We start from the raw sequence: 15,516 nt of genomic DNA on the forward strand, positions 1-15,516 counted from the left end.
CGTAACGCCGGAGCCCGCCGGACGTGACCCCGCCGGACGTGACCCTTCGATCCGAACCAAAGGTGAGGAACACCCATGCCTGTTGCCGCAACGACCACGACCGAGCACGACGAGCCCAGCACCGCACCGGCGGACCAGCCGCGCGAGTGGACCCTGCACGAGCGCGTCGAGGAACTGGGCCTGATCCGCGACGAGGCCCACGCCGGCCCCGATCCGGCCGCCACCGAACGCCAGCACGCCAAGGGCAAACTCACCGCCCGCGAGCGCATCGCCCTGCTGCTGGACGAGGACTCCTTCACCGAGGTCGAAACCCTGCGCCGACACCGTGCCACCGGATTCGGCCTGGAGAGCAAGAAGCCTTACACCGATGGTGTGATCACCGGCTGGGGCACCGTCCACGGCCGTACGGTCTTCGTCTACGCCCACGACTTCCGGATCTTCGGCGGCGCGCTGGGCGAGGCTCACGCCACCAAGATCCACAAGATCATGGACATGGCCCTGGCCGCCGGGGCACCGCTGGTCTCTCTCAACGACGGTGCCGGTGCCCGTATCCAGGAGGGCGTCTCCGCGCTCGCCGGTTACGGCGGCATCTTCCAGCGCAACACCAAGGCGTCCGGCGTCATCCCGCAGATCTCCGTGATGCTCGGCCCCTGCGCCGGCGGCGCCGCCTACAGCCCCGCGCTGACCGACTTCGTCTTCATGGTCCGCGAGACCTCGCAGATGTTCATCACCGGCCCCGACGTCGTCCGCGCCGTCACCGGTGAGGAGATCACCCAGAACGGCCTCGGCGGCGCGGACGTGCACTCGGCCACGTCCGGCGTCTCCCACTTCGCCTACGACGACGAGGAGTCCTGCCTGGAGGACGTGCGCTTCCTGCTCTCCCTGCTGCCCGCCAACAACCGCGAACTGCCGCCCGCCACACCCCCCGAGGACGCCCCGCACCGGCGCACCGACGCCCTGCTCGACCTCGTCCCGGACGACCCCACCCGCAGCTACGACATCCGCGCGGTCATCGAGGAGATCGTCGACGACGGCGAGTACTTCGAGATCCACCCCGCCTGGGCCACCAACATCGTCTGCTCCCTGGCCCGCCTGGACGGCCACGTGGTGGGCATCGTCGCCAACCAGCCCGCTTCCTACGCCGGCGTCCTGGACATCGAGTCCAGCGAGAAGGCCGCCCGCTTCGTGCAGTTCTGCGACGCCTTCAACATCCCCCTGATCACCCTCGTCGACGTCCCCGGCTTCCTGCCCGGCGTCGACCAGGAACACAACGGCATCATCCGCCGCGGCGCGAAACTCCTCTACGCATACTGCAACGCCACCGTGCCGCGGATCTCCCTGGTCCTGCGCAAGGCCTACGGCGGCGCCTACATCGTCATGGACTCCCGCTCCATCGGCGCCGACCTGGCCCTGGCCTGGCCCAGCAACGAGATCGCGGTCATGGGCGCCGAAGGCGCGGCCAACGTCATCTTCCGCCGCGAGATCAACGCCTCCGCCGACCCCGAGGCGGTACGCCGGCAGAAGATCAAGGAATACAAGGCCGAGCTGATGCACCCCTACTACGCCGCCGAACGCGGCCTGGTCGACGACGTCATCGACCCCGGCGCCACCCGCGAGGTCCTCGTCCGCTCCCTGGCCATGCTCCGCAACAAGCACGCCGACCTGCCCTCCCGCAAGCACGGCAACCCGCCCCAGTAAGGCAGAGACCCCTCATGTCCCTCCCCGCCCCGCTCATCCGCGTCGAGAAGGGCCACGCCGGCCCCGAGGAGCTCGCCGCGCTGACCGCCGTCCTCCTCACCCGCGCCGCCACCACCGCCGGTGACACCGGCAGTGACGGCGGTGGCCGGGCCGCCGCCGGCTGGGCGCGCCCCGAGCGCACCGCTCGTACCCCCGGCCCGCGCAGCTGGAGCGCCCCGCGCCGGCGCCCATGACCCACCGCCCACCTCCACCCCACCCCACCCCTGACACCGGGGGCCGGGGGCCGGTGGGGGAGCGGCACCCCATCCGCGTACCACCGCCCACCGCCCCCTTCGGAGAGCAGGCCATGCCCCCGTCCGACGACGAGTTCACCGCGCTGCGCACCCAGCTGCGCACCCTGGCCGACCGGGCCGCCATCAGTGAACTCATCGACCGCTACGTCATCCTCCTGGACACCCAGGACGACGACGGCTTCGACGAATCCTGGCCCGCGACCGTCTTCACCGACGACGTCGAACTGTCCTTTCCCGTCGGCGACTGCAAGGGCCTGGACGGCGTCGCACGCTTCCACTACAACGCCAAGTCCCGCTTCGCGCGGACCTTGCACCTGAGCTCCAACCACACCATCGCCCTCGACGGCGACCGGGCGACGGTGCGCCTGCACCTGATCGCCACCCACGTCCACCACCCCACCACCGGGGGCCGCCCCCCGTTCGACATCGGTGGGGTCTACCGCGGCGAGGCCGTACGCACCGCTGAGGGCTGGCGGTTTCGCACCTGGGCCTTCCGCCTGGAGTGGAGCACCGGCCCCGGACCCGACGGCCATCCTCTTAACTGACCGGTGGCCGGTGAAAGTGCCGCTCCCTTACGAAACCGGGGTGAAGAAACCCTCCCAAGTGAAATCTCTGTCCGGTCCCCGATAAATCAGCGGCAATCCACCCATCACTACCGCCTGTCGCCGGGAATATGGTCGCGAAGCGGCCCCGCGACGGCAGGGCCATTCGCCTTTTTCACCGGCACGTTTCGTCGGCGCATACCGAGAAGAATTCCGGCGTCGACCGACCCACCCCCAGGGCCCCGGCCCCGGGGACCATGGCCGTCCGAGTGACGCGGCATCCGGTGCCGGCGGGGGACACGCGGACGGGATGGGAAACACACAAGGAGACCAACCGTGGCGACCCCCACCGACAACCCCGCACGCCCCGGGGCCCCGCAGCCCCAGGCACAGGCGCGGCCCGGCTCCCGCCCGGTGCTGCTGACCCTGCTGCTGGCCAGCATGCTCACCACCATGGCGGGCGCCATCATCGCCCCCTCGCTTCCGGCGATGGAGAAGCACTTCGCCGGCGTCGACAACGCCGCCTTCCTGGTCCGCATGGTCCTCACCGTCCCCGCCCTGATGATCGCCTTCGGCGCTCCCGTGGTGGGCACCCTGGTGGACCGCGTCGGCCGCAAACCCGTACTGGCCGCCTCCGTCGGCCTGTTCGGCGTCGCGGGCGGCTCGGGCCTGCTGCTGGACGACCTCTACGCCATCCTCGCCGGCCGCCTCCTGCTGGGCGTCGCCGTCGCCGGCATCATGACCGCCACCACCACCCTGGTCACCGACTACTACCCCGGCACCTCCCGCTCCCGCGTCCTGGGCCTGCAGGCGGGCTTCATGGGCTTCGGCGGCGTCGCCTTCCTCTCCCTGGGCGGCGTCCTGGCCGACATCGACTGGCGCGGCCCCTTCGCCATCTACCTCATCGCCCTGCCGCTGACCCTCCTCGTCCTGCGCTTCATCACCGAGCCGCCCGCCGCCGCGCCCACCGCCGACGGCCGCCCCGCCGGCGCCCGCATTCCCACCATGGCCTTCGGGATCTACGCGCTCGTCCTGGTCTCGCAGATCATGTTCTACACCGTCCCCTCCCAACTGCCCTTCTACCTGGAGGACATCGGAGGCATCGGTGCCAGCGGCGCGGGCCTGGCGATCGCGCTGATGAGCCTGGCCAACGCCCTGGTCGGCCTCAACTACGGGCGGATCAACAAGCGCTTCGCCTTCCGCCCGGTGGCGGTGGCCACCTTCGCCCTCCTCGGTACCGGCTTCGCCGCCATCGGCGCCTCCTCCCACCTGGCACTGGTCCTGCTCGGCCTGGTCGTCGTCGGCGCCGGCATCGGCCTGCTGATCCCCAACCTCAACACCTGGCTCGCCTCCCGCACCCCCGCCGCCATCCGCGGCCGGGTGCTGAGCGGGGTGACCTCCTCGATGTTCCTGGGCCAGTTCCTCTCCCCGGCCCTGTCCCAGCCGGTCACCGGCCCCATCGGCATCGACGGCGTCTACCTCGCCGCCGGCGTGCTGGGTGCCCTGGTCGTGGCCGTCCTGTTGCTCCTGCGCACCCCTGCCCAGCCCGAGGCACAGGTGGAGGCGGGAACCGGGCTCCGGCCGGCCGACGACCGAGCCCCGGCGAAACGGCCCTGACCGACCACCCTGCACCACACCCCGTTTTCGAAGGAACCATGACCATGGTGAGCGTCCCGCCCGCACCCCGCCGCGTCGACATCGTCCTCGACATCATCTGCGCCCACTCCTACATCGGCTACACCCGCTTCGCCCGCGCCGCCCGCCGCTACCGCGACCAGGGAGGCACCCTCGAGGTGCGTTTCCTGCCCTTCCAGCTGGACCCCGAGGCGCCCACCACCGGCGAGCCCCTCCTAGCCGCCCTGGAGCGCAAGTTCGGCAGCGCCGCCGCGGCCGAGACCGCCCGCATCGCCGCCCACGCCCAGCGCGACGGCCTGCACTTGGACTACGAGCGCGCCGTGCACACCACCACCTTCGAAGCCCACCGCCACATCGCCCTGGCCGCCGGGCAACACCTGGCCGAAGAGGTCACCGAACGCCTCTTCCGCGCCTACTTCACCGACGGCCTCAACATCTCCGACCCCGCCGTCCTGGACCGCCTCGCCACCGAGACGGGCCTGAAGACCGGCCCCGACCCGCAGGCCTGCGCACAGGACGTACGCGCCGGCCTGGAGCGCGTACGCCGCGGCGGCGTCCACGCGGTGCCGCTCTTCCTCTTCGAGGACGGCCCCGTCCTCTCGGGCGCGCAATCGGAACAGACCTACCTCGCCGCACTCGGGAACTGAAGAAAACACAGGGGAACGACAATTCCCCGTCAACTCCCTTCCCGGCGCTTGACCCCACCCCGGGTCCATCAGGAAGGCTTTACCGCACCCCCTCCGCTACATCCCCCTTCTTTTTCTTGTTCGCATTTCCCGCACCACAAGGAGCACACCGTGTCCCAGACCCCCTTCCGGCTCGCCGTGATCGTCGCCAGCGTCCGCGAGGGCCGCTTCGGCCCGACGGTGGCCAACTGGTTCGTCAAGCAGGCCGGCGTGCGTGACGACTACGACGTCGACGTCATCGACCTCGCCGACCACGAGCTGCCCTACGTCCTGTCCCAGCAGCCCTCCGCCGAGGTCACCGAGGCCCTCGCCAAGATCACCCCGCGCCTGGAGCAGGCCGACGCCTTCGTGATCGTCACCCCCGAGTACAACCACAGCTTCCCCGCCTCCCTGAAGTCCCTCATCGACTGGCACTACACCCAGTGGCAGGGCAAGCCCGTCGGCTTCGTCTCCTACGGCGGCCTCGCCGGCGGCCTGCGCTCCGCCGAGCAGCTGCGCCCGATCTTCGCCGAGCTGCACGCGGTCACCATCCGCGAGGCCGTCAGCTTCCACATGGCCTGGGAGCAGTTCGACGAGAACGGCGAGCCGAAGGACACCAGCGGCCCGGCCGGCGCCGCCAAGTCCCTGCTGGACCAGCTCGGCTGGTGGGCCGACGCCCTGCGCGAGGCCCGCGCCCGCCGCCCCTACGGCAAGTAACCGCTCCCACCTCTCCCGGACCCGGCAGCCGCCCCCTCCTTCCACCCCGGGGCGGCCACCGGGTCCGCGGCGCACCTGGCTATTGCAGCGCCCGCTCGCTGCGGGCAGTCGCCCGTCCTGGCGGGGTCGGGTGCCAACCTGACCCTGGACGAGGCGGGTTGGCACGCACCGCCGGGTAGGGGCAGGGCGGCGCGACGGCGGCTCGCCCACCACCGGGCACCTCCACGCACGGCCCAGGCGCCGGCACCGCACGACCCGCCCGCGCCCCAACCCGCACCCCCACCGCGCGACAGCCGGTCACCCCCAGTCAACCCCTCTCGCAGGGCACCGCGTACGTCCGCCACCCTCCGGCCCGCCAGGCCGGCACCGCCCCGCCCCGATGCGGTCACCGCCTCACGACGACCCGTCATCCGGGCTCTGGACCAATGGAGTACGGACCCGTCATGTCACCACTGACCCAACCCACCGCCCCCGTCGCCGCTCCTGTCACCGCCCCCGTCTCCGACGTGCGCGACATCGTCCTGGACGCCGACGGCGCGCACCTGTCGGGGCTGCTCATCGAGCCGCGCAACACACCCCCGCGGGCCTTGGTGGTCGCCGTCCACGGCGGCGGCATGCGAGCGGGCTACTTCCACGGCCAGACCCACCCCAGCCAGTCCCTGCTCACCCTCGGCGCCCGCCTGGGCTTCACCGTCCTGGCCATCGACCGCCCCGGGTACGGCCTCTCCGCCGCCCGCTTCCCCCACGGCCAGACCCTCGCCGAGCAGTCCCGCATCCTGCACACCGCCCTGGCCGGCTTCGCCGCCACCCACGACACCGGCGCCGGGACCTTCCTCATGGCCCACTCCTACGGCGGCAAGCTCGCCCTGCACGCCGCCGCCGACGACCGCGGCACCCATCTGATCGGCCTGGACATCTCCGGCATCAGCCACCGCTACGCCGTCGACGTGCGCCAGTTCCAGGACTTCCACGCACTGAAGACCTGGCCCCTGCACTGGGGAAAGCTGGCCCTCTACCCGCCGGGCACCTTCCGCTCCGCCAAACCCCTGGTCACCCCCATGCCCCGGCGCGAGGCCGGCGAGGCCCGCCGCTGGGCCGGCGACTTCCCCGGGCTGGCCGCCCGCGTGAAGGTACCGGTGCGCTTCACCTTCGCCGAGCACGAGGGCTGGTGGCACCACGACGAGGACACCATCGCCTCCATGCGCCACCTCCTGCACGCCTCACCCAAGGTCGTCTTCGACCGCCAGCCCCACGCCGGACACAACATCAGCCTGGGCTGGGCCGCCCGCTCCTACCACCTGCGCGCCCTTGCCTTCGTAGAGGAATGCCTCATCACCCGCGACGCCGCGTGAACCCTTGCCGGCCGAGGGGCCTTCCCTGCCCACGCCACCGCGCCGTCGGCCGGTTGCCCGCGCGCATCGGCCGCCAGGCCCGCACCGTCGCCCGGCAGAAGGCAACACGCGTACGCACGACTGACCCCGCGGGGACACCCCTGACCTCGGCCCACCCCTTGCCCCAGGCCCTGGCCCGGGCGCCTCCCCACCCCTGCAACCTGCCCCTGATCACCCTCACCACCCGGAGCACCTTTCCCATGCCCTCCCTCGCTGACGAGATCAGCCGCCTGCGCCACGACGTCACCGCCCTGACCGACCGCGTCCACCTCACCGGCCTCCTCGACCGCTTCGCCGCCGGCCTGGACCACCCCGACCCAGACGCCTGCGACGAACAGTGGTACCGCGCCCTGTTCACCGAGGACATCCACCTCGACCTGCCCAACGGCCACCACCACGGACTGGCCGGCCTGCCGGAGTTCTTCCGTGCCCCCAAGGCGGCCTGGGAGCGCACCCACCACCTGGTCACCAACCACAGCATCGACATCGACGGCGACCGCGCCTCGGGCCAGGCATCCGCCCACGCCACCCACGTACCCCCGGGCGGCGGCCCCCTGTTCACCGGCGGCGCCCACTACCACTTCACCGCCCGCCGCACCCCGGCCGGCTGGCGCATCGACCACCTGGCCGTCACCATCATCTGGGCCACCACCGCCCCCCACTGAGACGCCGCTTCCTGTGCCGGGCCACCAGCGCCCCTGGTCGGCGAGCGTGCGGCGCTCCGGTTACGGGGCGAACCCCCGGGCCTGCGAGGCATTCTCGGGTCATCTCAGGTGGGCCGGCCGGCTGCGGACGGCCGAGCGTGACAGCGAAAGTCGGCCACTTCCGTCCGGCACCCTGAGTCACAAGTGATTACCCGAGGTCGGGTCAATAGCCTGTTTTCCCGTCCGGCACCTGGCGGGGTCCCCTATCCTCCTTCCACCGCAGCTGCGCATCACTGAGCCGGGCTACTGGGGGGATCATGGCAAGGCTGTATGGGCGGACGGCTTTACTCGAGATCGTCGTGCCCTCGCTCGTCGGACTCAAGCCCGGCGGTAAAGGACGTATCGCCCCGCCACGCCGGGGACATCCGCTCCTGGTCAAGTGCGTCGGCGGGCGAGGCGCGGGCAAGAGCGCCGTTCTGACGGCGCTGACGGAGCAGTACGCCCAGTGCATACCCCAGGCCCACGCGGACCTCGCGGCCGATGACTTCGGCCAGCCGGCTCTCGCCGCATTGGCCGAGGACAACACGGCGAACGCCTCCCGCACGTCCGATCTGCTCTTCCATCTGAATTACCGGCTGAGCCGGAAACCGGCGGAATTCGGGAAGAAGATGTCCTTCCCCCGGCTCACGCAAGGGCTGCTCGCGGTCAGCGGCTGGCAGACGGAGAACGAGGGCGATCCCGGGCACGCGGTCCGGCCGGAGGAGCTGGCGGCCGCGAAACGACGGCTCGCGGAACTGCTCCGGGCGAGCCAGCCGGACCAGCAGCGACGCAAGGACAAGGCCGCGGCCTGGGCCGACGAGGTGGTCCAGGCGGTCGGCCCGGTGCTGGGTCTGCCCCCGGGGACGGACGCGATGGTGCAGGCCCTGTTGCGGATCGTCGCCGGTGAATTGTTCACTCCGCGCGCGCATCAGGGCGGCCTGACATGGTGGTCCGGCCGACAGGTGACCCAGCAGGGCGATGCCCACGACCAACTCACCGAGCTCGCCATGAAGTTCCGCGGTGACACCGACGACCGGCAGCTCGCCGAACGGCATCTGATCGCGGCCCTGCTCGCGGACATCGCGAACCACTACGGCTTCCTTCAGGTCGCCAACGGTGTACCGCGTCCCTTGCTGCTCCTGGACAACGTCCACAGTCCGCTGGGCCGCGTATTCCTGGAACAGCTGGGGCGGGTCTGGCACGAGGAGACGGCGGGCCCCCGCCGGGTGATGCGGCCGGTCGTCGTCGCCACGTCGTTGCGGGAGACCTCACCCGTCCGGGACGACGACATCACGCCCTCGACGCGGCGTGCGACCGGCCCCTTCTGGCAGGAGCGCAGGCCGGACGCGGCGGCCGACTGGATCGTGTCACTGCCCCTGGCACAACTGGACCTCGACGAGGTCAAGGCGATGTTCAAGGAGTTCAAGGAAGGCGACCCGCCCGGCATCGCCCGGCTGATCCTGCGGCTGAGCAGCGGGCGGGCGGGCATCGCCCACGCCCTGGTCAAAGCGATCGCGCGGCGCATCCGCCTGAAAGAGAGCATCAGCCACTCAGGGCTGCTCGACACCCCGGCCGCCGCGGACCCGGAGCCCACCTTGAGCACCGCGCTCCTGGAGTGGCTGATACCTGAGGAGGTGACTCGCCGGCGGCTCACCTACTACGCGCCGGCTCTCGACGACACAGCCGCCCACCGGCTCAGCACCCACTACCCACCGCAGGACCCCGGCGGCGTCCCCGTCCAGGAGGCCAGGGCCCACCTCCGCGACAATCAGTGGAGTCGGCTGCCCTGGCCCGGCACTGAAGGGCCGTTCGTCGGCGACCCCACTCTGCGGCCGCTGCTGCTGCACGAGCTGAGAACCCGCACCGGCCAGGTGACCGGCGCCGAACCGTGGAAGAACATCCATCTGCGGCTGCGGTCCCTGTACGACCCGGACGGTCGGGGCGGTGCGGCCCACCGCCCTGATACGCTGTATCTGCACCACTCGCTCGCCCTGGGCGAGACAGGCCCCGTCGTACGCTCCCTGCACCACAGGTTCAGCGAACAGGACGCACCCGGCTGGCTCGCCGCCGTGAACCTCATCTGCGCGGCGCCACGCCCCCCGGACACCCTGCCCGATCCGCCCGACGACACCGTCGCGTGCCCCGCCTGCGCATCCGGCCACCGCCCCGTCCACCAGGCCGTCGAGCTCCTCGTGAACCAGCTGTGGCACCTGTCCCAGCCGCTCGCCACCCCACAGGCCGCCACGATCGACAGCATTGGACTGCAACTGCTCACCCTGGCCCAGAACAGCGGCCCTCAGGCCCAGAGGATCTTCTTCCGCGCCCACGAGGAGTGGCCGAAGGAGCTGCACCACTGGACCCAAGCACCCCATCTGCCGATCTACGGAGAGTCCGGCGCATGAAGCTGAAGCCGTGGCCCGAAGGAAAGCTCTACCGCACATTGTTGATCGGCGCCTTGGCCCTCGCACTCGGCCTCGGTATCTACTTCCTGGTGATTTGCCTGACCACTGATGATCCGTCGTGTTCCGAGGGCGTCGAGAAGCGCGGCACGAAGAACGAATGCACAGGAGTGACCGACGGCAGATTTCCCTTCGCCGACTCACTGGCGCAGGTCTCACGGCGCATCAAAGCCGAGAACGACAGCGTCGCCGACAAGTCGCCGGCCACCGTCGCTCTGATGATCCCGATGATCTCGAACAACCCGGCCGAGCAGCACGAGTTGACCGAGCAGGTCCAAGGCGCCTATCTCGCCCAATACCATGCCAACCACGAGGGCAACGGACAGCGGCCGCCCATCCGGCTGACGCTCGCCAATCCCGGGCGCAATTACGAGTTCTGGGAGCCGGTGGCCGGACAGCTCGCCGACGCGGCCGCCTCCAGCTCCGAGAACCTCCGGGCCGTCGCGGGCATCAACATCAGCATCAAGGAGACCGAGAAGGCGATTCGCTTCCTCACCGCGACCAAGGGCATTCCCGTGGTCGCCGGGCCGATGACCGCTGACGACATCATGAACACCGCCGCCAACCCACATGCCTACCCGGGCCTTGCCCGAGTCGCCCCCAGCAACTCCGACCAGGCGGCCGCCCTCGGCTCCTACGGGTCGGACATCAAGCCCGCCGAGACCATGGTGGTCGAGGACATCCGGGAGGACGACAACTACCTGTCCACCCTCCGCCAGACCTTCGAGAAGCTCGCCAAGGGGGCACCGAACGCCCCGGAAACCTTCCGTTCCCCCGCCGATTTCAACGACGAGGGCAACCTCTCCAACGACTTCCACCAGATGGTGCCGGACATCTGCTCCTCCGACGCCAAGACCATTTACTTTGCCGGGCGTCCTGTGCAACTGCGCCAGTTCCTCGTGGAACTGGGCAAGCGCAACTGCAACAAGCACTACACGGTCATCAGCGGCTCGCACGCCTCCACTCTGACCGTGGACAGCAGGTTCGCCGACAAGTGGGGCGCGCTGACGGCGGGCGCCGGGATCACCGTCCGCTATGCCGCCCTCGCCCACCCGGACGCCTGGGGCGGTGACGGTCCCGAAACGCCAGGCGGCTCCAAGAGCGGATACAAGGATCTCGCTCAGCTCGCCCGGAAGTTCGGCAACACCTCGCCCACGGGAATCGGCCCGACCTCGCTCTCGGACGGGCGCACCATCATCACCTACGACTCCGTCACCACCGCCATCAGCGGTATCCGTAACGACACCGTCGGCAAGGTGGAGATGCCCACCCTGGCCGAGGTGACCAACAGCTGGCTCCGTCTCCACGGTGGCAACCGGGTCAACGGCGCCAGCGGTTGGATCTGCCTCGACCAGCACGGCAACCCTTACAACAAGGCCGTCGCCATCGTGCACTTGGATCCGGCCACCAAGTCCGCTGTCTTCGACCGCCTGGCCTGGCCCGACGGCCGCGCTCCGGACACGAACTGTTCGATCCGCTCGGGTGGATGAGGGATCCGCCCTACCGCGTCCGGTCGAGCACCCTCCGAAATGAGCCCGTCAGCTCTTGCTGAGACTCGCGCATTTCAGGGCCCGATCTCGAACTCAGGCGGCTTCGGACTCTCCAGGCACCCGGTCTTCGGCGCGCCCGGATTGTCGAAGAACGAGACGGTGATCTCCTGGGCGCATTCCGACGTGGCGAACACGACGTGCGGCTCGTAGGGGACCGTGACGACCTTGGCCCGGCTCAGCGTACGGGCGACGTACGGCCCGTTGTCCGCCCCGGTCTGGGAGTCGAACCCGCCCGACAGGGCGAGGGTGGGGATGTCGCCGCGCGTGACGTCCCGGATCGAGGGCGCCGCCGCGGGGACGTTCCAGACCTCGCAGTCCGGACGGAGGAAGGTGAGCTGCGGAGCCTGGGCCTGCACCGAGCGGGGGAAGGTCGGGAATGCTTCCTGCCCGCCCCGGAGCGCCTCCTCCTGGCTCTCGTACGGCGTCCACTCACCGCAGAAGATGCCGTAGGCGAGACCGTGCGCGACCCTTCCCATGGCCTGCGGGCCGAGCTTGCCGCCCGCCCACTGCTGGGCGATCCGCTGCGGCTTGCCGTGCGCCAGCTCGTCGAGGGCGCGGGGGACCAGGGGCGCCACGTGGGTGGCGGAGGTCATCCAGTTCACCAGGGCTCCGCCGTCCAGTACGACCTTCACCGGCTTGTCGTCGCCGGGGAGCGTGACGGTGGTGGTGACCGGCTTGGCTTCGAGGTCGCGGACGAGCCGGTCGAAGGTGGCCGACAGGTTCGGATAGCGCTTGTCGCACGCCGGCTGGTCCGCGCAGGCCTTGAACAGGCCGTCGAAGCCCTGCCGGGCGCTGCTCCAGGTCATGGCCGACCCGGCCTTGGACGGCGGCAGTATGCCGTCGATGCCCACCGAGCGGAGCCCCTCGGGGTGCAGGCGCATGTAGACCAGTGCCAGGTGGGTGCCGTAGGAGATGCCGAACAGGTTCCACTCCTTGATGCCCAGCGCGGTGCGCAGGTCCTCGTAGTCGGCGGCGCTCTCGGTGTCGTTGTAGGCACTGAGGTCGATCCCGCGGCCCGCCAGCTGGTCGCGGCAGGCCTTCGTGGCCTCGACGTGCAGGCGCTCGGTGGACGGCGCGTCGTGGACGAGGCCGACCGCGCGTGCGTTGAACTGGTCGATGTCGGGGCAGAGGAGTGCCGGGTCGGCCGAGTACGTACCGCGCTGGGACATGAGGACCACGTCACGGTCGCGGTTCAGGCCGCCGTCGACGGCCATCTTCGCCTCCCCGACCGCGTCGTCCCCGGGTCCGCCCGCGAGCCACACGATGGGGTCGGGTTTCGGTGTGTCGGTCGCGGCGGGCACGATCGCGACACCGAGTTCGATCGTTCGACTGCTCGGCTCGGCGCGGTTCTCGGGCACGGTGAGCGTTCCGCAGCGGGCCCCCTTGAGCGCCTCGATCGGTTCCGGCGTCTTCGGGCAGGGGCCCGGTTCGAAGCCGGCGTCCCCCACCGTCCGGGCGGCCGTCCCGATCGGCGCTGCGGCGCCGGTGCGGGACTGTGCCGGAGCGGGCGCTGCGAGCAGGCCGGTGACGAGGAGACCGGTCGCCAGGCCGGCCGACGTGGCCTGCAGTCGTCGGACGGTGCGCCGACGGCGGGATGCTCGGTGGAGAATCATCTGCCCTCCCGGTCATTTCGGGATGATCGTGAACGGTTCGGGCTCAAGGCCGTCGACGCATCTGGTGTCGGGCGCGGTCGGGCGAGCGAGGAACGAGGCCAGCACGCGCTGCGCACAAGGCAACTGCGGGAGCACCCAGTGGCCGATTCCGGGGACCTGCACGGCGGTCGATCCGGACAGGTCACGGGTCACCCCCCGCGCCCAACCCGCCCCGGTCTTCACGTCGAACGTGCCGGAGATGAGGAGCGCCGGCACCGAACTGACCGTGGCCACCCGCTGGACGGACGCGCGGTCCGGAACGTTCCAGACCCGGCACGCCGCGTACTGGAAGGGAAGTTGCGGCGGCTGGGCCAGGACCGTGTCCGGCCACCCGGGGAAGGCCCGGCGCCCGGCGTTCAGCACGTCGGATTCCGAGTACCCCGGCGCCCACTCGCCGCACGCCACCGACTCCGTCAGGCCGTGCGCGAACGCGCCGACGTTCTGGACCGAGCCGGCCGCGCGGGCCTGCGCGAAGCGCTCCGGTTTCCCGTGGCCGAGTTCCTCGAGCGCCGCCGGAACGTCCTTGGGCCGGGGGGTGTGGGCGACGATCAGGTTCAGCAGCGCGCCCCCGTCGAGGACGACCTTGACCGGCTTGCCTCCGCTCGGCGGCGGGACGTTCAGCGTCAGCGGTTGTGCCTCCAGCCTGCGCACCTGCTCCGTCAGCGTACGGGGGAGGTCCGGGTACCGGCCCTTGCAGGCGGGCTGCGCCGCGCACGCCTCGAAGAGGTTGCCGATCCCCTCAGCGGCGCTGCTCCAGGTCCAGGGCAGGGTCGTGGTCCGGGGAGGTGCGATCGAGTCGAGTGCCACCGCGCGGATTCCCTCGGAGTGCCTGCGCAGGTAGGTGAGGGCGAGGTCGGTACCGTAGGAGTACCCGTAGACGTTCCACCGGGGGACGCCCAGCGCCTTCCGCAGGTCGGCGAAGTCGGCGGCGTTCTCAGTGGTGTTGTACGCGCTCAGGTCGATGCCGTCGGCCGCCAGTCGGGCCCGGCACTCCTTCACGGCCTTCAGCAGGAGCTTTTCCGTCGGCTGTGCGTCATAGGGCAGGCCCACGGCCTGCGCGTTGAACCGGTCGACCTCCGGGCAGGCGAGGTTCGGCTGCGAGTAGAGGTTTCCGCGCTGGGCCATGATGATCAGTTCGCGGTTCCTGTTCAGCCCGGAGTCGATGAGGAACGGAATGTCGTCGATCGCGTCGCTACCGGGGCCGCCCGCCATGAACACCACGGGGTCCTGTGCGGGCTTCGCGGGGGTGGCAGCCGGAATGATCGCCACGGCCAGCTTGATGGTCCGGCCGCCGGGGCGGGAGCGGTTCTCGGGAAGCTCGAGGAAGCCGCACCGTGCGCCGCTCAGCGCGGCGACTGGCTGAGGCGGCTTCGGACACGGGCCGGGCACGAACCGGTACGGAGCTGCCGGGCTGCCGGCGGACTGGGCGGGTGACGAAGGGGCGCCGCTGGGTGTGGGGCCGAATGCTGTCAGGCAGGTGAGAGCGGCCGCGGCAGTCACCGCGTGGATGCTGTGCTTTGGCATGTGATTTCGTTCCTCTGCCGACATCGACGGCGGCGCTGCCGGGCCAGGCCGCGGCGGTTCGGAACGCGCGTTTTCGACGCTACCGGGTGGCGCGTCCGCGCGCACGCGGAGCGGTCGCGCCCCGTGGCTTGAGCCGCCCCCGGCCGTCCGGCAGGACGCTCCAAAGCGCGTTGCGAAAGTGCCGACCGTGTCGCATGACGATGTCTGGTTTCCGCCAGCAAGAGGCGACTTTGCCGATCATGCTGGCAGCATGACGATGACATCCACTACAGACTCAGTGACAGTCCTCACCGGCATGTACGCGGCTGAGGCGCAGTACCTGGCAGCCGGGGGCCCCGGCGAGGCTTCGTTCGACCTGCTCGCCCCCTTCTTCGCGCCGAATGTCGAGCTGTATCAAGCGGATGCTCTGCCCTACGGAGGCACGTGGCGCGGGCACAAGGGAATGACGCGGTTCTTCCTTGCCATGGGGCAGGCCTGGGAGACGTTCGACATGGTGGAGCAGGAGTTTCTTGCCACCGGTAAGACTGCGGTCGTGCTCACTCAGGTCCGTGCTCGCGCTCGTGCTACCGGCCGTGAACTCAGCTTCCCCATCCTGCAAACGATCACGGTCGAGGACGGGCGGATCACCGAAGTGCGTCCGTTCTACTGGGACACTCAGGCCATCGCCGACGCCTGCACCGCGCCCTCGCCGAAAGACTGAGACCGAC

13 protein-coding genes are annotated in these 15,516 nt (G+C 70.5%); 11 read left to right on the plus strand and 2 right to left on the minus strand.

What is annotated here, in order from left to right; genetic code table 11:
- The first annotated feature begins 75 nt into the window (after nucleotides 1-75).
- The 10 genes from ACZ303_RS30365 to ACZ303_RS30410 all read left to right on the plus strand — a co-directional run bounded on the left by ACZ303_RS30365 (nucleotide 76) and on the right by ACZ303_RS30410 (nucleotide 11,573).
- Entirely contained in the window at nucleotides 76-1,698 is a 1,623-nt protein-coding gene (locus ACZ303_RS30365) for an acyl-CoA carboxylase subunit beta (protein WP_467343690.1), read from the plus strand.
- Nucleotides 1,699-1,712: 14 nt separating this feature from the next.
- A complete protein-coding gene (locus ACZ303_RS30370; protein WP_467343691.1) occupies nucleotides 1,713-1,931 on the plus strand; it encodes an acyl-CoA carboxylase subunit epsilon in 219 nt (72 codons plus the stop codon).
- Between the two features lie 113 nt (nucleotides 1,932-2,044).
- Complete coding sequence (locus ACZ303_RS30375) at nucleotides 2,045-2,536, plus strand: nuclear transport factor 2 family protein (RefSeq protein WP_467343692.1); 492 nt, start codon at nucleotides 2,045-2,047, stop codon at nucleotides 2,534-2,536.
- Between the two features lie 333 nt (nucleotides 2,537-2,869).
- Nucleotides 2,870-4,150, plus strand: a complete 1,281-nt coding sequence (locus ACZ303_RS30380) for an MFS transporter (protein ID WP_467343693.1) — start codon at nucleotides 2,870-2,872, stop codon at nucleotides 4,148-4,150.
- Between the two features lie 38 nt (nucleotides 4,151-4,188).
- On the plus strand, nucleotides 4,189-4,815 hold the full coding sequence (locus ACZ303_RS30385) for a DsbA family oxidoreductase (RefSeq protein ID WP_467343694.1): 627 nt from the start codon (nucleotides 4,189-4,191) through the stop codon (nucleotides 4,813-4,815).
- Between the two features lie 150 nt (nucleotides 4,816-4,965).
- Nucleotides 4,966-5,550 (plus strand): NADPH-dependent FMN reductase, encoded by a 585-nt coding sequence (locus tag ACZ303_RS30390; protein ID WP_467343695.1) that lies wholly within the window; start codon nucleotides 4,966-4,968, stop codon nucleotides 5,548-5,550.
- Nucleotides 5,551-6,002: 452 nt separating this feature from the next.
- Entirely contained in the window at nucleotides 6,003-6,902 is a 900-nt protein-coding gene (locus ACZ303_RS30395; protein WP_467343750.1) for an alpha/beta hydrolase, read from the plus strand.
- Nucleotides 6,903-7,141: 239 nt separating this feature from the next.
- Nucleotides 7,142-7,606, plus strand: a complete 465-nt coding sequence (locus ACZ303_RS30400; protein ID WP_467343696.1) for a nuclear transport factor 2 family protein — start codon at nucleotides 7,142-7,144, stop codon at nucleotides 7,604-7,606.
- A gap of 296 nt (nucleotides 7,607-7,902) precedes the next feature.
- Entirely contained in the window at nucleotides 7,903-10,026 is a 2,124-nt protein-coding gene (locus ACZ303_RS30405; protein WP_467343697.1) for a hypothetical protein, read from the plus strand.
- Complete coding sequence (locus ACZ303_RS30410; RefSeq protein ID WP_467343698.1) at nucleotides 10,023-11,573, plus strand: ABC transporter substrate-binding protein; 1,551 nt, start codon at nucleotides 10,023-10,025, stop codon at nucleotides 11,571-11,573. Before ACZ303_RS30405 ends, ACZ303_RS30410 begins: the two co-directional genes overlap by 4 nt.
- Before the next feature lie 74 nt (nucleotides 11,574-11,647).
- Here the strand turns inward: ACZ303_RS30410 and ACZ303_RS30415 are convergent, their stop codons facing one another.
- The gene (locus ACZ303_RS30415) at nucleotides 11,648-13,246 is read right to left on the minus strand and encodes an alpha/beta fold hydrolase (protein WP_467343699.1); all 1,599 of its coding nucleotides are present in this window, start codon (nucleotides 13,244-13,246) and stop codon (nucleotides 11,648-11,650) included.
- 12 nt (nucleotides 13,247-13,258) lie between these two features.
- Nucleotides 13,259-14,809, minus strand: a complete 1,551-nt coding sequence (locus tag ACZ303_RS30420) for an alpha/beta fold hydrolase (RefSeq protein WP_467343700.1) — start codon at nucleotides 14,807-14,809, stop codon at nucleotides 13,259-13,261.
- 250 nt (nucleotides 14,810-15,059) lie between these two features.
- On the opposite strand from ACZ303_RS30420, the gene ACZ303_RS30425 reads away from it, so the two are divergent.
- A complete protein-coding gene (locus ACZ303_RS30425) occupies nucleotides 15,060-15,509 on the plus strand; it encodes a nuclear transport factor 2 family protein (RefSeq protein ID WP_467343701.1) in 450 nt (149 codons plus the stop codon).
- The last annotated feature ends 7 nt before the right edge of the window (nucleotides 15,510-15,516 follow it).

Source organism: Streptomyces sp. NPDC023527 (assembly GCF_055560115.1).